Source organism: Bradyrhizobium sp. AUGA SZCCT0158, assembly GCF_018130065.1.
Lineage (GTDB): Bacteria > Pseudomonadota > Alphaproteobacteria > Rhizobiales > Xanthobacteraceae > Bradyrhizobium.
The window spans coordinates 202191-219206 of sequence record NZ_JAFCME010000005.1; the positions used below are offsets into that span (position 1 = coordinate 202191).

At 63.2% G+C, this 17016-nt stretch carries 17 protein-coding genes and 1 tRNA gene; 13 read left to right on the forward strand and 5 right to left on the reverse strand.

Features of this window, described 5'->3' with window-relative positions; genetic code table 11:
• Window positions 1–12 precede the first annotated feature (12 nt).
• The 5 genes from JQ574_RS09520 (at window position 13) to JQ574_RS09540 (ending at window position 5039) form a co-directional block, all read left to right on the forward strand.
• Entirely contained in the window at window positions 13–1425 is a 1413-nt protein-coding gene (locus tag JQ574_RS09520; protein WP_212210317.1) for an adenylate/guanylate cyclase domain-containing protein, read from the forward strand.
• A 203-nt stretch (window positions 1426–1628) separates the two neighbouring features.
• Window positions 1629–2156: a TerB family tellurite resistance protein gene (locus JQ574_RS09525; protein ID WP_212210318.1), complete on the forward strand. Its 528-nt coding sequence runs from the start codon at window positions 1629–1631 to the stop codon at window positions 2154–2156.
• 216 nt (window positions 2157–2372) lie between these two features.
• A complete protein-coding gene (locus tag JQ574_RS09530; RefSeq protein WP_212210319.1) occupies window positions 2373–3152 on the forward strand; it encodes an SDR family oxidoreductase in 780 nt (259 codons plus the stop codon).
• 142 nt (window positions 3153–3294) lie between these two features.
• On the forward strand, window positions 3295–4101 hold the full coding sequence (locus JQ574_RS09535) for a glutamine amidotransferase (RefSeq protein ID WP_212210320.1): 807 nt from the start codon (window positions 3295–3297) through the stop codon (window positions 4099–4101).
• Window positions 4102–4229: 128 nt separating this feature from the next.
• Entirely contained in the window at window positions 4230–5039 is an 810-nt protein-coding gene (locus tag JQ574_RS09540; protein WP_212210321.1) for an enoyl-CoA hydratase, read from the forward strand.
• A gap of 129 nt (window positions 5040–5168) precedes the next feature.
• On the opposite strand, the gene JQ574_RS09545 is transcribed toward JQ574_RS09540, so the two are convergent.
• A tRNA-Ala gene (locus JQ574_RS09545) sits at window positions 5169–5244 on the reverse strand.
• Between the two features lie 182 nt (window positions 5245–5426).
• Between JQ574_RS09545 and JQ574_RS09550 the strand changes: the two genes are divergently transcribed.
• The 3 genes from JQ574_RS09550 to folD are packed head-to-tail and all read left to right on the forward strand — an operon-like array spanning window position 5427 to window position 6952.
• Window positions 5427–5717 carry a YggT family protein gene (locus JQ574_RS09550; protein ID WP_192739394.1) on the forward strand — a complete coding sequence of 97 codons (291 nt, stop codon included), beginning with the start codon at window positions 5427–5429 and terminating at the stop codon, window positions 5715–5717.
• Window positions 5718–5736: 19 nt separating this feature from the next.
• Complete coding sequence (locus tag JQ574_RS09555) at window positions 5737–6066, forward strand: DUF167 domain-containing protein (RefSeq protein ID WP_212210322.1); 330 nt, start codon at window positions 5737–5739, stop codon at window positions 6064–6066.
• A 1-nt stretch (window position 6067) separates the two neighbouring features.
• A complete protein-coding gene (gene folD / locus JQ574_RS09560) occupies window positions 6068–6952 on the forward strand; it encodes a bifunctional methylenetetrahydrofolate dehydrogenase/methenyltetrahydrofolate cyclohydrolase FolD (protein WP_212383455.1) in 885 nt (294 codons plus the stop codon).
• A 159-nt stretch (window positions 6953–7111) separates the two neighbouring features.
• Here the strand turns inward: folD and JQ574_RS09565 are convergent, their stop codons facing one another.
• The 3 genes from JQ574_RS09565 to JQ574_RS09575 form a co-directional block, all read right to left on the reverse strand.
• Window positions 7112–8593, reverse strand: a complete 1482-nt coding sequence (locus JQ574_RS09565; protein ID WP_212210324.1) for a M20 family peptidase — start codon at window positions 8591–8593, stop codon at window positions 7112–7114.
• A gap of 211 nt (window positions 8594–8804) precedes the next feature.
• Window positions 8805–9338, reverse strand: coding sequence for an inorganic diphosphatase (ppa, locus tag JQ574_RS09570; RefSeq protein ID WP_212210325.1), 534 nt, complete (start codon window positions 9336–9338; stop codon window positions 8805–8807).
• A gap of 224 nt (window positions 9339–9562) precedes the next feature.
• A complete protein-coding gene (locus JQ574_RS09575) occupies window positions 9563–10072 on the reverse strand; it encodes a GNAT family N-acetyltransferase (RefSeq protein WP_192739389.1) in 510 nt (169 codons plus the stop codon).
• Between the two features lie 287 nt (window positions 10073–10359).
• Here JQ574_RS09575 and JQ574_RS09580 point away from each other — a divergent pair, with 287 nt between their 5' ends.
• From JQ574_RS09580 to JQ574_RS09595, 4 genes are read left to right on the forward strand one after another with little or no spacing between them, the layout of a single operon-like run.
• Entirely contained in the window at window positions 10360–11259 is a 900-nt protein-coding gene (locus JQ574_RS09580) for a S9 family peptidase (protein WP_212210326.1), read from the forward strand.
• A gap of 7 nt (window positions 11260–11266) precedes the next feature.
• The gene (locus JQ574_RS09585; RefSeq protein ID WP_212210327.1) at window positions 11267–11734 is read left to right on the forward strand and encodes a DUF2269 domain-containing protein; all 468 of its coding nucleotides are present in this window, start codon (window positions 11267–11269) and stop codon (window positions 11732–11734) included.
• A gap of 26 nt (window positions 11735–11760) precedes the next feature.
• Window positions 11761–13074 carry an SDR family oxidoreductase gene (locus JQ574_RS09590; RefSeq protein ID WP_409411223.1) on the forward strand — a complete coding sequence of 438 codons (1314 nt, stop codon included), beginning with the start codon at window positions 11761–11763 and terminating at the stop codon, window positions 13072–13074.
• Complete coding sequence (locus JQ574_RS09595; RefSeq protein ID WP_212210329.1) at window positions 13071–13478, forward strand: thiol-disulfide oxidoreductase DCC family protein; 408 nt, start codon at window positions 13071–13073, stop codon at window positions 13476–13478. Before JQ574_RS09590 ends, JQ574_RS09595 begins: the two co-directional genes overlap by 4 nt.
• A 132-nt stretch (window positions 13479–13610) precedes the next feature.
• On the opposite strand, the gene JQ574_RS09600 is transcribed toward JQ574_RS09595, so the two are convergent.
• Entirely contained in the window at window positions 13611–14870 is a 1260-nt protein-coding gene (locus JQ574_RS09600; protein ID WP_212210330.1) for an NAD(P)/FAD-dependent oxidoreductase, read from the reverse strand.
• A gap of 226 nt (window positions 14871–15096) precedes the next feature.
• Here JQ574_RS09600 and JQ574_RS09605 point away from each other — a divergent pair, with 226 nt between their 5' ends.
• Window positions 15097–17010, forward strand: a complete 1914-nt coding sequence (locus tag JQ574_RS09605) for a hypothetical protein (protein ID WP_212383457.1) — start codon at window positions 15097–15099, stop codon at window positions 17008–17010.
• The last annotated feature ends 6 nt before the right edge of the window (window positions 17011–17016 follow it).

Below are 17016 nucleotides of genomic sequence, written 5' to 3' on the forward strand. Positions count from 1 at the left end.
TAGGCTGCGATCATGAGTGACGTCAAAGCGCAATTTTCGATGCTCAATCAGACCGCCGATCCCGCGGTCGCCGATGCGATCCGGCTTGCGGTCGAGAACGGCCAGGACCATGAGCTCAACCGCATCAATGTGCTGGATTTTGCGAAACGGAGCGGGCTGGACGAAGAGCGGGTGATTTCGGGCTTTCTGCACGCGTCGCGGCTTGGATTGTTCGACCTGACCTGGAACGTGTTGTGCCCCGGTTGCGGCGGTGTGCTCGGCGCCCACAGTACGCTGAAATCGCTGTCTCCGCATGACTACCATTGCGGCCTTTGCGCCTGCGGTTACGAGGCCTCGGTCGACGAGCAGGTCGAGGTGGCCTTTACCGTCAGCCCCCGGGTCAGGCGCATCGCCGCGCATGATCCCAATACGCTGCCGGTCTGGGAATACTACAAGCAGATGTTCTGGAGTTCGGGCATCGATTTCGACGCGGCTGATATCGCGACGCTGGCCGACGAAGTGACACTGGATACGCTCGAACTACCGGCGGGCGAGAAGGCGGTGCTGTCGCTGCAATTGCCGAAAGAATTCATCATCGTGTTCGAACCGGTGACGCATTCGGCGGAGTTCATCGACGTTCAGGGCGAGCCGACCAAGGAACGCCAGCAGCTGTCGCTGGTCTACAACAAGACCGCGACGCCGACGGGCGGAACCAGGACCATGCGTCCGGGACCGCTGCGATTGTCGCTCGACAATCAGGCCGATGTGCGGACGTTGCCTACGGTCTTTATCGCGGGTGATGTGATGCATCACCTGATCGGCAAGCGGAAGCCGTTTCTCACGGCCAAGCGGATGCTGTCGAACCAGACCTTCCGCGACGTGTTCAAGGCCGACAATCTCAGCGTCGATCAACGCCTCAAGATCACGTCGCTGACCTTCCTGTTCACCGATCTGAAAGGATCGACCGCTCTGTACGAGCGGGTCGGCGATCTCGCCGCGTTCGATCTGGTGCGCGCGCATTTCCACGCGCTGCTGGAAATCATCTCGTCGGAAAAGGGCGCCGTCGTCAAAACGATTGGCGATGCCGTGATGGCGACGTTCATCAAGCCCGAACATGCTATCGTTGCGGGCTTGCGCATGCGCTCCGCGATGGACGCCCTCAATGCTGCGCGCGGCACCGAGGACCTCGTCGTCAAGATCGGCATTCACGAGGGCCCGTGTCTTGCCGTCATGCTCAACGAGCGGCAGGACTATTTCGGCCAGACCGTGAATATCGCCGCCCGTGTGCAGAGCCTGTCGACCTCGCAGGAGATGCACATCACCGGTCCGGTGATCGAGTCGCCTGCGGTTGCCGGCATCCTCGAGAGGGAAGCGATCAAGCCGATCCAGAAACAGGCGGCGCTGCGCGGCATCGCCGACAAGATCGTGGTGTACGAAATACCGTAGAGGTGGGTCCGTCATTCCGGGATGGTCCGAAGGACCAGACCCGGAACCTAGAGATTCCGGATTCGATGCGTTGCATCGCCCCGGAATGACGACGTGATCCAGATTGCCTAAACGTAATGCTTCCCCGGTAGCCCCCGCGCATTGCGCGGCCTGATTTTCCACGCCATATAACCGCTATCAATCTTCGTTCCATAGAGGTGCCGATGCTCGACGGACTTCGCCAATTCATCGCCGACATTGTCTCTCCCGATGCGAATCAGGATCGGGCGTTCGACGATACCGGGTATCTTCTGGCGGCGACGGCGCTGCTGGTTCACGTCATCTCGCTCGACGGCGAACCGACGGCGCTGGAGAAGCGCAAATTGCACAGCCTGATCGAAAGCCGCTTTGAGCTCGATCCCGGCACCGCGGACAGATTGATTGCCTCGGCGACGCGGGTCGAAGGCGACGCGGTCGATCTCTATCATTTCACCAGCGTCATCATGCGCAGCGTGAATGAGGAGGGCAGGCTCCGCATCGTCGAGATGATGTGGGAAATGGTCTATGCTGACGGTGACGTCACCGAGTTCGAGGATAACGTGCTCTGGCGCGCCGCAGATCTCCTGGGCGTCTCGTCGCGCGACCGGATCGATCTCAAGCGCCGTGTCGCGGAGCGGCAAGGGAATTCCGAAGGCAAGTCTCAAGGCAAGCCCCTCGCGGGCGCGTCGAAGGCGGCCGACGCGACAACTTAAGCGCTGTGCCTAGCCGCAGATGACGAAACTTTAATGTGGAGCGCGGCCCGCGATCCCGACGCGCGATAGACCCTGAAAATACTGGACTTCGATTCAGCAGGCGCGTGCCTTTGCGTGGCGATATGCTCGCGGGGTGGCTTGCGTCGCACCACAAGCCTATGCTCTCGTTCTCCCGTTGGGCGGCATTTCCGTAATTCATTTTAAGAGCACTCGATCGTGACTGAGCGTGTGGCGCTGATTACCGGTGCATCGGCGGGCATCGGCACCGAACTGGCGCGCGTGTTTGCTTCCAGGGGCCATCGCGTGGCGCTGGTGGCGCGGCGCGAGGACCGGTTGACGGCATTGGCGGCTGAAATCACCGCGGCAGGCGGTGCGGCGCCGATCGTGATTCCCTGCGACCTCACCCAAACGGGGGCAACCGACCAGATTGCCGACGCACTGACGGCGGCCGGCGTCGAAGTGGAATATGTTGTCAACAACGCGGGCTTCGGTGTGTTCGGCAAGGCGATCCAGCGCGATCGCGCCGATCAGCTCGACATGATAACGGTCAACATCCGCGCGCTGACCGATCTGTCGCTGCGGTTTGCCGATCAGCTGATCCGCCATCGCGGCGGCCTGCTCAATTTGGGCTCGATCGCGGGTTTTCTGCCGGGCCCGGGCATGGCGGTCTATTACGCGTCCAAGGCCTATGTCTTGTCGTTCACCGAAGCGATGCGGGCGGAACTGGCGCCGCGCGGCGTGCGCGTGACCGTGGTGTGTCCCGGCCCGGTGCCGTCGGAGTTTCAGGCCCGCGCCGGCTTCGCGCCCGGATTTGATTCGGCCATCCTCAACGTCCTGCCCGCCGATGTCGCCAGGCAGGCCTACGACGGCCTGATGGCCGACAAGCGCGCGGTGTTGCCCGGTTTTGGTATCAAGATCGTGCCGTTCCTGCTGCGGTTCTTTCCGCGCTCTTTCATCCTGGCGGCGGTCTGCCGTTTCCAGCTGCGCAAGCGCTAAAAGGCGGCGTGACGCGCCTCACAGACGCTCTGGCCCGCGATTTGCTTACAGATATTTGCAAATATCTGCAGGCCCCGCATGAACTCACCTGAAATTAAGACTCACTTAGGTATGGTTTTGGTTTGAGGTCCTGAGCACATCGATGTCGTACCGGTCGCGAAAAAATGGCGAAAACGTCCTGCCCTTTCCGGGGCGAAGGGCGCTGGCTGCCGCGCCCGAATCTCTGCTGCCGCCTCTGCTGCCGGTCCTGATCGTTCTGCACCAGGAGAGTTCGACGCCGGGCCGGGTCGGCAACGCGCTGCGTGCGCTGGGGCATACCCTCGACATTCGCCGCCCGAGGTTCGGCGACCCCCTACCGGAAACGCTGGATCTGCATGCCGGTGCGGTGATCTTCGGCGGCCCGATGAGCGCCAACGACGGCGACGAATATGTGCGCCGGGAGATCGACTGGATCGAAATTGCCCTGCGCGAGCAGCGGCCGTTCCTCGGCGTCTGCCTCGGCGCCCAGATGCTCGCCAAACAATTGGGCGCGCCGGTAGCACCCCATCCGCAGGGCCGTACCCAGATCGGCTACTACCCGATCCGTCCGACGCAAGCCGGCCACGCGGTCTGCCCGAACTGGCCGGATCAGGTTTACCACTGGCACCGCGAGGGGTTCGAGCTGCCGGCCGGCGCCGAATTGCTGGCGGAGGGCGACGACTTTCCGGTGCAGGCATTCCAGTCCGGCCATGCCTTCGGCTTCCAGTTTCATCCCGACGTGACCTACGCGATGATGCATCGCTGGACCACGCGCTGCGAGACAATGGATTTGCCGGGTGCGCGGGCGCCGCATTCGCACTTCGCCGATCGCGCGGTGCACGACGTCGCCGAGCGCGCGTGGCTGCAGCAATTCATCTCCGGCTGGCTCAAGCGCATGCCGATGTCGATCATGTCGGAAGCCGCCGAATAGCCGCCACGCGGAATTTCCCCGCGCCTCCACGCGCCTTTCAAAACCATCAGATGTGCTAATCTGTCCGCATGGCGCGGCCGAAAAGGCGCGCGCGAAATTCAACAACAGAAAACAACAGGGAGATCGCGGTGACCTACCAACACATTCTGTACGACGTGAGCGACAAGGTCGCGACCGTCACGCTCAACCGGCCGGACCGCATGAACGCCTGGACCGCGATCATGGAGCGCGACGTGCGCCATGCGATGGAAACCGCCGCTGCCGACGACGATGTGCGCGTCATCGTGCTGACAGGCGCGGGGCGCGCGTTCTGCGCCGGCGCCGATATGGAAGGGCTGAAGGGAATCGATCCCAACGAGATCAGGCGCGGCGAGAACACGCCGTTCGACATGAACCGGCGAGCCGACTGGCAGACGCGCTACGCTTATTATCCGGCGATTCCAAAACCCGTGATCGGTATGCTGAACGGCGCCACCGCGGGCATCGGCCTCGTGCATGCGCTATATTGCGATCTGCGCTTTGCCGCCGACAACACCGTGTTCACGACCGCATTCTCGCGCCGCGGGCTGATCGCCGAGCATGGCATCAGCTGGATGCTGCCGCGAATAGTCGGCCACGCCAACGCGCTCGATCTGCTGATGTCCTCGCGCCGCGTCTCCAGCGAGGAAGCCCTGCGCATCGGCCTCGTCAACCGGCTCTATCCGCCGGATCAGCTGCGCGAGCAGACCTACGCCTACGCCCGCGACCTTGCCGATTTCGTCTCGCCCAGCGCGATCTCGGTGATCAAGCGCCAGCTCTACGATGTGCCGTTCCAGACGCTCGCGGAAGCCACCATCGACGCCAACCGGGAAATGCAGATCGCGCTCAAGGGCAGCGATTTCAAAGAGGGCGTGGCGAGTTTCATGGAGAAGCGTCCGCCGCGGTTTACGGGGAGGTGAGGGGGTTGTGTGCTTGTGGAACCAGCCCGCCGTCGCCCTTCGGGCTATGGCGCGGCAGCCTTCGCTAGCTTCGCTACGATAGGCCACGGCGTGGCTTGCCGAGCCGTAGCTTGCGAAGCAAGCGAAGGCTGGTGGAGCCAGGCGGGATCGAACCGCCGACCTCGTCATTGCGAACGACGCGCTCTCCCAGCTGAGCTATGGCCCCGTCGCGGCCGCCCAAACTGAGAACAGGCGACCGACAATCGGCGCCATTTACAGTCCGGCCCAAGGTCAAGTCAAGAACGGTTAAAGCGCCGATTCCGGGGTCTTTTTGATGGGAACTTCCCTTGTTTGCGGGGGGATGAACCGATATCTAGCAGGTTACCCCACCTGCGAGCCCCCTCCATCATGCGCGCTGTCCTCGACATCATCTCCATCGTCCTCGACCTCTATATCTGGCTCTTGATCGCCTCCGCCATCCTGTCCTGGCTGATCGCCTTCAATGTCGTGAACACGCGCAACCAGTTCGTCGCGGCCGTGGCCGAATTCCTGTACCGGATCACCGAGCCGGTGCTGGCGCCGATACGCCGGATGCTGCCCAGTCTGGGCGGCCTCGATATCTCGCCGATCATCCTGATCCTGATCATCATGTTCATCCAGCGCGTGATCGCCTACTACATCTATCCCAACGTCATCTGATCGAGGGCATCACTGATCGATGGATCCTTGGCGTTACTCCACCGAGGGCATCAGCGTGGCGCTACGGGTCACCCCGCGCGGCGGCCGCGACGACATCGACGGGATTGAGACGCTCGCCAACGGGCGTTCCGTGGTCAAGATTCGCGTGCGCGTCATCGCCGAGGGCGGCGAGGCCAACCGCGCGGTCATGGAACTGATGGCAAAGGCGCTCGGCGTGCCCAAGGCCAGGGTCAAGATCCTGTCCGGCACGACATCGCGCCTCAAGCAGGTCGCCATTGGCGGCGACCCCAAATCGCTCGGCGATACCTTGCGCAGGCTGACTGCAGCCAAACCGGATACGAAGGATTGAGATGACCGCCCGCATCATCGATGGAAAGATCATTGCAGCAGAGCTCCGCGGCCGCGTTGCCGGCGAGGTCGCACGGATCAAGGCCGCGCATCAGTTAATTCCGGGGCTCGCGGTGGTGTTGGTCGGCAGCGACCCGGCGAGCCAGGTCTATGTCCGCAGCAAGCACAAGCAGACCCAGGAAGCCGGCATGGCGTCGTTCGAGCACGTGCTGCCCGAAGACGTCGCGCAGGCGGACTTGCTGGCGTTGATCGCGCAACTCAATCGCGATCCCGCAGTGCATGGCATTCTCGTGCAACTGCCGCTGCCGAAATCGCTGCATACCGAAACCGTCATCAATGCGATCGATCCCGCCAAGGATGTCGACGGGCTGCATCCGAACAATGCCGGGCGCCTGGCCGGCGGCTTTGCCGCGCTGTCGCCGTGCACGCCGCTCGGCTGCATTATTCTCACCAAGAGCGTGCATGCCTCGCTCGAGGGCATGAACGCCATCGTGATCGGCCGCTCCAACCTGGTCGGCCGTCCCCTGGTGCAATTGCTGCTCAATGAAAACGCGACGGTGACGATCGCGCATTCGCGCTCGCGCGATCTGGCGCAATTATGCGCCCGCGCCGATCTGGTCTATGCGGCCGTCGGCAAGCCGGAAATGGTGCGCGGCGACTGGATCAAGCCGGGCGCTACCGTGATCGACGTCGGCATCAACCGCCTGCCGGCCGCCGACGGCAAAACGCGCCTGGTCGGCGACGTCGCCTATGCCGAAGCGCTCAACGTCGCCGGTGCGATCACGCCGGTGCCCGGCGGCGTCGGGCAAATGACGGTGGCGTGCCTGCTGGTGAACACGCTGCGCGCGGCGTGCGCGATACACGGGCTGCCGAAGCCGGCGGTGTGAGGCGAGGCGCAGATCTCTCCGTCGTCATTGCGAGCCAACGGGTCGCGCGAATGCGCGCCCGATGACAGGCTCCGCGAAGCGATCCATAGCGTGGCAAAACGGATAGTCGGATTGCTTCGTCGCAAGTGCTCCTCGCAATGACGGAGGTGAGAGCTTGGGCTATCCCGCCGCGTTCTCGATCAGCCGCCGATAAAACCGGATCATGTCGGCATAGCCGTCCAGGCTGAGGCGTTCGTTGGTGCCGTGGAAGCGCTTCAGATCGTCGGTATTGGCGCGCACCGGCGAGAAGCGGAAAATCTTGTCGGTGATCCCGGCAAAGTGGCGCGAATCGGTCGCGCCCACCATCAGTCCGGGCGCCACGATGACATCAGGAAAAACCTCGCGGATGGTACGGTTGAGCATCTGGAACGACGGGCTCGCGGTACCCGTCACCGGTGGCGGATCGGTATTGCCGGGGAACGGTTTGATCGAAATGCGATCGTTGCGGATCGTGCTGCGCACATGGTCGGTGACGCTCGCTTGGGTGTCGCCCGGGATCATGCGGAAGTTGACGACGGCCTCGGCGTTGCCGGGCAGCACGTTGTCCTTGTCGCCGGCATTGAAAATCGTCAGCGCCGTGGTGGTGCGGATCGTCGCCTCGCTCGGGCCGTTCTTCTCGAACTCGCGCAGCAACAGCGGCTTGAACAGCCACAGGTTCGACAGCACCACGCGGTTGAAGCCGTTCATCTCCGGCGCCAGCGTGTCGAACATTTCGGCGACCGTGCCGCGGATATGCATCGGCAGGCGGTTGTCTTCGAGCCGCGCCAGCGCCGCGCTCAGCATGCCGATCGCGGTGTCGCGCGGCGGCATCGAGGAATGGCCGGGCGTTGCCTGCACGTTCAAGACCAGCGAGGCGTAGCCCTTTTCGGCAACGCCGATCAGAGCCGCTGATTTGTCGAGGCCCTTGATCATGCCTTCGGTGATCAGGAGGCCCTCGTCGACGACGAAATCGAGGCGGACGCCGCGTGAGGCCAATAGCGCCGCGATGGCCTTGGCGCCCGCGGTGCCGGCAGTTTCCTCGTCGTGGCCAAAGGCAAAGTAGATCGTTCGCTTCGGCCGGAAGCCGCCCTTGGTCATCGTCTCGGCGGCCTCCAGCATCGAATAGAGGTTGCCCTTGTCATCCCAGGAGCCGCGGCCCCAGATGAAACCATCGGCAATGACGCCATCGAAAGGCGGCTGCTGCCAGTCCTTCTCGGTGCCGGGCGCAACCGGCACCACATCCTGATGCGCGAGCAGCGCGATCGGCGGCAGCTTTGGATCGGAGCCCTCCCAGGTGTAGAGCAAGCTGTACTGGCCGACGATCTCGCGCTTCGCCACGGCGTGGAACGCCGGAAAGCTCTTCTCGATATGCGCCTGCATGCCGCGCAAGGCCTCGGCGTGCTGGTCGGGCTTTTCGTGGCTCGAAATGGTGCGAAAGCGGATCGCCTCGCTGAGGCGCGCCGCAACGGCTTGCGCGTCAACCGCAACGCGCGGGATGGCCGCGACCTGAATTTGCCGCGAACTATGCGTGATAACGTTGAACGCCAGCACGCCGGCGAGAATCACGATAGCAGCGATCAGGAGCAGCGCGAGGTTGCGGATAATTCTGACCAGCCGTCGCATGGGTCTCTCCGTCATGGCCGGGCATAGCCTTCTGAAGGACGGCGTCGCTTCCGCTCGCCATAGCCGTCTGCAGGACGGCGTCGCTTCCGCTCGCCTATGTCCCGGCCATCCACGCCCTTCTTTCTGCGCGTGACCAAAGACGTGGATGCCCGGCACAAGGCCGGGCATGACGAGATCTATCACAAAGAATTGGTCCCGGGGCGCTAACCGCCTACTTCTTCCCCTGCGCCCGTTCAATGCCTTCGATGATCAGCCTTTGGGCGTCGTTGGCATCGCCCCAGCGCAGCACCTTGACCCATTTGCCTGGTTCGAGATCCTTGTAGTGCTCGAAGAAGTGCTGGATCTGCTGCAGCGTGATGTCGGGAAGGTCGTTGTAGTTCTTCACCTTGTCATAGCGCTGCGTCAGTTTCGATGTCGGCACCGCGATGATCTTCTCGTCGCCGCCGGCCTCGTCTTCCATCAAGAGCACGCCGACCGGCCGCACGCTCATGACGGCGCCCGGCACGATCGCGCGAGTATTGGCGACCAGCACATCGCAGGGATCGCCGTCGCCCGACAGCGTGTGCGGGATGAAGCCGTAATTGCCGGGATAGCGCATCGCCGTATAGAGGAAGCGGTCGACGACCAGCGTGCCGGCCTCCTTGTCCATTTCATATTTGATCGGCTCGCCTCCGACCGGCACTTCGATGATGACGTTGACGTCATGCGGCGGATTCTTACCGGTTGAAATGGCGTCAATGCGCATGGAGGGCTCCGTGGTTGCTTGGCGCAGTCGTGCTTCGACTGGCTGGATGGTCATGCCTGGCAAATGCGCCAAGCGCGTGTTCCGCGCTGGATCCCCGGCGTATCCATCGCAGGCAGGCGGCTATTAGAAATGATGGGAGGCTAGGTCAAGCCATACCGAAGGCGCGAGTCGCGCTTTCGTCTGATATGACGATCAGCCCAAAAAATTGGCGTTTCAGGCTTGGCTCAGTTGGTCCAGGCGAAGGCGACCTTGTCGAGCGATTTGGGCCCGAACTTCTCTGACGAGCGGGCGACCATGCGTCCGCCCAGCGCGCGATAGAACTCCGTCGCGGGATCGTTGTCGGACAGCGCCCAGATCACCATGCTCTTGAGGCCGCTCTGCAAGAGATCGCGGCGGGCGGAGGTGAAGAGGCGGCGGCCGAAGCCGAGACCCTGGAATTCCGGACGCAGATAGAGCTCGTAGATTTCGCCTTCGAAATGCAGGCTGCGGGCGCGGTTGCGGCCGTAGTTGGCATATCCCGCGACCTTGTCGCCGAACACCAGCACGCTGACGCGGCTGCCCTTGCGGATCGCACTGTCCCACCATTGCGGGCCGCGGCGGTTGATCAGCTTTTCAAGTTCGGCGCCGGGAATGATGCCCTGATAGGCCGAGCGCCAGGCTTCGTCATGGGTGGACGCCACCGCGGCTGCATCCGCAGCTTTGGCCGGCCGAACCTCGATCAGGGTTGTGCTCATGGACCCAATCAAAGCAAGTCGGCGCGTTGTCTTCAAGGTCCATCGTTAATTATCGGTTAACCTGTGGATTTTCTGCATCAGTTTCCGGTCCGGTTGTACCGAAAAAGGACAAGAGGCTGACATTATCGGCATTTCGCTGATCCAGGGCCGGGCTAACCATGCCCAGAATGATATCCGGGAACGTCTCCAGGAATTCGGGCACGGAAAAATGCGCTGGATTTGATTCGCCGCCGGTATTCTGTTGTCGAATTCGGATTCCCCATCCTTCGGCTGCGTCAGGCCAATTCATGCATCCGGTTAAAGTGTTAATCGCAGTGGTTGTGCTTGCTGCGCTCGGTGTGAAGCCCGGTGCGGCTCAGCAAAACCTCGGCGCGCAAGGCGCGGAAGGCGAACCTAACCGCCTGCAGCAATGGCTGGTGCCGTCCCCTGACTTCGGCCCTCCGTCGCATGCGCTGTTGTTTCGTCCACCGGGCGTCGGTCCGTTTCCGCTCGCGCTGATTGCGCATGCCACCACCCAAAACGTATTGCGTCGCGCGCAAATGCCGCAGCCGGAATACCGTGCGCTGGCGGCCTGGCTGGTGGCGCGCGGCTTTGCCGTGCTGGTGCCGGAGCGTCCGGGCCATGGCGCCACGGGCGGCAAATATCTCGAAGACCAGGGCGGCTGCGACGAGGCTGATTACGCCAGGTCAGGCCGCGCCACCGCTGATGTCATCGCGGCGGCAATGGGCTTCGTGCGCAAGCAACCCTTCATCCGGTCAAACGGAATGATCGTGATCGGGCACTCGGCCGGCGGCTGGGGCGCGCTGGCGCTGGCCAGTGAAGATCCGAAGGACATCTCCGCGATCATCGCCTTTGCGCCCGGACGCGGCGGCCGCGCCAATGATTTTCCGGGTCAGGTCTGCGCGCCGCACACCCTGATGGCCGCCGCACGGGAATTCGGCAAGACCGCGCGCGTGCCCGTCACATGGCTGGTGGCGGCCAATGACAGCTACTTCTCGCCTGTTCTGTCGCGGCAACTGGCGGACGCGTTCCGCAACGCCGGCGGCAAGGTCGATTTCCGCGTGCTCGGGGCCTATGGCAGTGAAGGGCACTGGCTGCCGGAAACCGAAGCTGGTGTAACAAGCGCTACCAGTGAACTCGATCGCGCCTTGAAGCTGCGCGCGCAAAGCCCGGCCAAGAAACGATGACGCAACGATGACGCTGTATTTCGCGATCAAATATCTGCACATGCTTGGCGCCATCGTCATTCTCGGCACCGGCAGCGGCATCGCATTTTTCATGCTGATGGCGCATCGCAGCGGTGATGCTTCCTTCATCGCCCGCACCGGGTCGACGGTGGTGATTGCCGACATGCTGTTCACGCTGACGGCGGTGCTGCTGCAGCCCGTTACCGGCGGTCTCTTGATGATGCTGTCATCGACGGGATTTGGCGAACTCTGGATTTGGGCCTCGCTCGGGCTGTATGCGGTGGCGGGGCTGTTCTGGGTGCCGGTGATCTTCATGCAGATCGAGATGCGCGATCTGGCGCGCGTCGCCGCGGCTGCGAATGCGGCGCTGCCGCCGCGCTATTTCGCGCTGTTCCGGCGCTGGTTTCTGTTCGGTATTCCAGGCTTTGGTTCGGTCATGGCGATCCTGTGGCTGATGATCGCTAAGCCGGTCTAGGTGGGTATATGCACGCGGAAAATTCATTGCGCAAAATCCTCGTCCTGGGCGCTTCCGGCCTGATCGGCAGGTACATCACCGATGATCTGCGATTGCAGGGCTTTGGGGCGGTCGGGGTCGCGCGGCATTTCGAACCGTCACAAAAGACTGGCGCTTCCGACCTTGAGCTTCCGATTATGTCGATGGACGCAGCCTCGCTGGCGCGGCTGATCCGCGAGCGCGAGATCGATGTCGTGGTCAATTGCCTCGGCGTGCTACAGGACGGCCCCGGCAGCGACACCCGCGCGGTGCATCGCGATTTCGTCGAACGGCTGCTGGCGGCGATCCGCGACAGCCGCCGCGCGGTGCGCTTCGTTCACATCTCGATCCCCGGCACCGCCGATGACGACCGCACCGCCTTTAGCACGACCAAGCGCGAGGCAGAGCGGCTGATCGCGGCCTCCGGTATTCCCTACGCAATCCTGCGGCCGGGCTTTGTCGTGGCGCCTTCGGCCTATGGCGGCAGCGCGATGTTGCGCGCGCTGGCGGCATTCCCGCTGCAATTGCCCGGCGATGAATCGGCGACTCCGTTCCAGCCGGTGGCGGTCGAGGATGTTTCCGCGACCATCGCCTGGCTCGCCGCCCGCGACATCGGCGATCCCGCGGCAAACGCCGTGACCTGGGACCTGATGCAACCGCAACCGATCACGCTTGGCAATGTCATCGATCAATTCCGCTGGTCGCTCGGCACCTCCCGCATGCCGCGGATCACGCTTCCCGGTTTTCTGCTCAATCTCGGCGCCAAATCAGGCGATCTCGCCAATAAACTTGGCTGGATGCCGCCGATGCGCTCCACGGCGATCGCCGAACTGCGCCGCGGCGTCACCGGCGATCCCGCAAGCTGGATGGCGGCGACCGGCATCGTGCCGAAGACGCTGGCGCAGGCGGTGGGCGGGCATGCCGCCACCATCCAGGACAAATGGTTCGCGCGGCTGTTCCTGGTCAAGGCGCTCGTGATCGCCAGCCTTGCGGTGTTCTGGATCGTGTCGGGCTTCATCTCGCTGGTGATCTCGTTTGCCGCCGCCGCCGATATTTTGCGGGCGCACGGCTTTCCGTCATGGCTGGTCGCGCCGATGACTGCTATCACCAGCCTGATGGATATGAGCATCGGGGTGTTAATCGCCTTCCGTCGCACCGCCGCGGTCGGACTGGTCGCCGGCATCGTCGTCGCGCTGGGCTACATGGTCGGCGCGGCGATCCTGACGCCGGATCTCTGGATCGAGCCGCTCGGCGCGCTGGTCAAGACGGGGCCGGCGATCGTGCTGATGTTCGTGGGGCTGCTCACTTTGGACAACAGATGACGGCATGGCCGGACGATGACGTGATCCTCTACGACGGCGTCTGCATCTTCTGCTCGCGCTGGGTCCGCTTCGTCGCCACGCGAGACGTCGAGCGTCGCTTTCGCTTCACGCCGATCCAGTCCGGCTACGGCACGCGTCTGGCGCAGGCGTTCGGCATCAACCCCGACGATCCCGATACCAACGCCGTCGTTCACGGCGGCGTCGCATATTTCAAGTCCGACGCGGCGCTGACGGTGCTCGGCGCGCTGCCGGGCTGGGGCTGGATGCGCGCGCTGTTTGCGGTGCCGAAGCCGCTGCGCGACGGCGTCTACAGCCTTGTCGCGCGCAACCGCTACCGGATTTTCGGCAAGTATGAGCAGTGTTTTGTGCCCGATGCCGATATGCGCGCGCGGGTGATGGAGTAGATTCACGCCGAACCGTCATTGCGAGCGAAGCGAAGCAATCCATGTCACCGCTTGGGGAATCGATTGCGTCGTCGCTATCGCTCCCTTGCGCAAACGCTTCGCGCTTGTCGCAGGCAATGACGGGATTGAGGGCTATTGCTTCGCCAGCAAAGCCAACACTTCCCCCGCCGCGCGCTCCCCCGAATCCCGTGCCCCATGCGCGGTCGAGAAAAACCCCGGCGAGGTCGCCTCTCCGGCAAAGAACAAGCGTCCATCCACGGGCGCTGCCAGCACCGCGCGGTCGCCGGCGTGGCCGGGTAGAGCGTGGGAATACGAGCCGCGCGAGAACGGCTCGTGGGCCCAGCGCGATTCCGCGAGCGGCTTCAGCTTGCGGCGGAAGTCGTTGCCGAGGAAGCCTGCAATCTCGCTGATGCTTTCGGCGGCCAGTGCGCCGGGGCCGGCATCTTCCAGCGATCGCGCAAAGCGGCCGCCGAAAAAGCCTTCGATGCAGGGCTGGCCGAACGGGCGCAGATGATAGGTGCCCATCGCGGTGCGCATGGTGGCGCCGCGCAGGCTGCCATCCTTCGGCAGCGCGTCGCCATCGCTAAGTGCCAGCATCACCTTGTCGGCGAGACCAAGCGGCAGGCCGCGTGCGGCGTCGAGCTTTGCCGGCAGGGCCGGGTGAAAGCGGATGGCTTCATCCGCAATCAGGTTGGTCGGGACGGTGATGATCACCCTGTCAGCGATCAGCGTGCCCCGCGACGTCTCGACGCGAATGCGCTTTCCCGAATGGTCGATCAGCGTCACCGCGCAGTTGAGCGCGAGCGGCATCGAGGCACCGTAGGCCGCGACCAGGGCGCCATAGCCGCGACGGACGCGCCAGTTGATCTCGGTGTCTTCATAGGCATCCATGTCCAGGATCGAGACCTGATCCAGTTCGCAGCCGTTGACGTAGGTCGAGATCGCGTCGATCATCGGGTTCCAGCGATTGCCGGGCTCGAGATAGAGGCTCGCGGCGACATCGCGGCCGCTCTGCCCGGCCAGTTCTGCGGCTTCCTCGGCGCGGTCATAGAAGGCATCGAGCGCCCTCAGGAATTCCGTCCGCTGCTCAACCGGAAACGCCTTGTTGTGGGCCTGCTCGCGCCAGGGCGGGCGGTTCCTGTCGATTTCGAACTTCAGTTGCTCGGCGATCGGGACGAATGAATTTTCATCCGCCGAATGCAACCAGCCGCATCCGAGGTCGAAGGTGATCTCGGGCGAGGCCGCTATCGTATGGGCACGGCCGCCGACGCGGTCGCGCGCTTCCAGCACGACACAGGAGAGACCGGATTGTTTCAGCGCATGCGCGGCGCCGAGGCCAGCAGCGCCGGCGCCGATGATGGCAACATCGACTTCGGAGGGGAGGGTCGTCATGTCAGAGCCTCTAGCACGTTCGCCAGAGGGCCTGAAGCCGGTCCGCAGAGGGCTCCCGGTCACGGCGGGCAGGGGAGGGATGCGGTTTTCGCATCGATTGGCCGAACTCGATCATTGCCGGCTGGCAGTGCGACATCTTTGCGAAAAAGAGCAGCTTGTTTCTCTCCCTGTAGTTGTATTGAATAGATCATTCTCCCTAACGTCATTTCAGATCCGGATTTCAGCCATGGCCGAATTCGACCCCGCTACCGCGCGGAAGAGAACCGCGATCCTTGTCGTTCACGGCATCGGCAGTCAGCGCGCGCTGGAAACGGTGCGCGGCGTCATACGGGGCGTCTGGCTGGACGAGAAAAACCCGGCCGACAAAGGCAAGCGGATCTGGACGCATCCGGAAAGGGACGGCTCCGACATCGACCTCGCGGTGATGACGACGAACACGGTGCCGGATTCGCCGGATGGCCGCCTGGTCGATTTCCACGAATTATATTGGGCTCACCTGATGAGTGAGACCAAGGCCGTCGCAGTGCTGCTCTGGCTGTACGAACTGGTCCGGAAGGGACCGATCATGAAGCTCGGCATGAACGAGCTTTGGTGGGCAGCGGCTATTTTCCTGTGCCTGATGAATCTCTCCTTCGCGGTGCTGGTGTTGCAGGGGATTCTGCTGTTTTCGCGAAACGTTGCGCAGATCATGCTGGTCGCACCGTTCCTGCTGCTGGTGGCAAGCCTGCTGTTAGGCCTGCTCGTCGCCTTGAAATGGGGGGCTGTCCGGATCATCGGATTGCTCGCAATCGCGTTGGCCGGCGGGGCCGTTCTGATCGCGGTCTATGTCTGGATCGGGAGAAAATTTCCCGGCATTGCTGCGAGTGCAGGTAATCCCGGGATTCCCGATGGCGCCGAACTCTTCACGCAGATTGCGCTACCCACGTTGATTGCGCTGATCGCGACATTGCTGATCATGGGGCGACAGGGACTGCGGGCATTCTGGCGAGCCATCTTCATTTCCGTGGTCCTGTTCGGCATTTTCATTGTTGCCGATCGGTACTGGCATCCGGAAAGCGAATTTGTCCTGACCGTGATCAAGGCATGGTTGTGGGCGCTGAACTCGCCGTGGAGCGTCGCGGCGGCGTCGGCCGTGATCGGGCTCTATTTGATCATCAATGCCGCATTCCTGCAGCCGTATCTCGGCGATGCCGCGCGCTACTTCCGCAATTCACCGGCCAATGTGGCGGTGCGCCGGGCGATCAGGAAAGAGGCCGTGGATCGGCTCGCAAACCTCCACGCGTCCGGCCAGTACGATCGCATCGTCGTCGTCGCGCACAGCCTTGGTACCGTCGTCGCCTACGACATGCAGCGCGCCTATTTCAGCCGGGTCTGCAATGAGTTGCCGCCTGTCGAAGAGCTGGGCACGGATTTTGACGCCATCGATAGCGCCAAATGGCAGCCGGAAGACGCCAAGGCAACGATCGAGGACAAGAAGGCGTTGCGGATCAAGGCGCGCGCCACGATCGCCAGCATCGCCGCTGCCGCGGCGAAGCCGACGCCCCAGCAGCAAAAGCCCAATCCCTTGCAACCCAAGAGCTGGCTGGTGACCGACTTCGTCACCCTGGGAAGCGCGCTGACCCACGCCTACTTCCTGATGTGCCTGGGCAAGACCGCGGCGGATCTGAAAGCCGAGGGAAGGCTGAATACCGAGCAGGATCTGAAGGATGATTTCGCCCGGCGCGTCGGGGAAAGAGAGTTTCCGACCTGCCCGCCGAAACGGCTCGATCGCGACGGCTTGCTGACCTTCACCAATCCGAAGACGCACAGGAAGCAAATTCACAACGGCGCGTTGTTCGGATTGACCCGGTGGAGCAACATCTATTTTCCCCGGCGTCAGCTGTTCTGGGGAGACGCCATCGGCGGCGCGCTATCGCCGATCTTCGGCTATCACATCGTCGATCTCGCGGTCTCCACCAAAAACGCGGGGGGTGACGACTTCTTCACCCACACCGCCTATTGGGACGTGCGCCGTGCGCCCGACACCTGTCAGGCGCCGCATATCGTCACGCTGCGCAAGGCCATCGATCTGGCCGATACCGGCGCCGCCATCGACCTGGTCGACGAAGGCGACGATCCCACCGCGCACGACGGGATCTGACGCAGT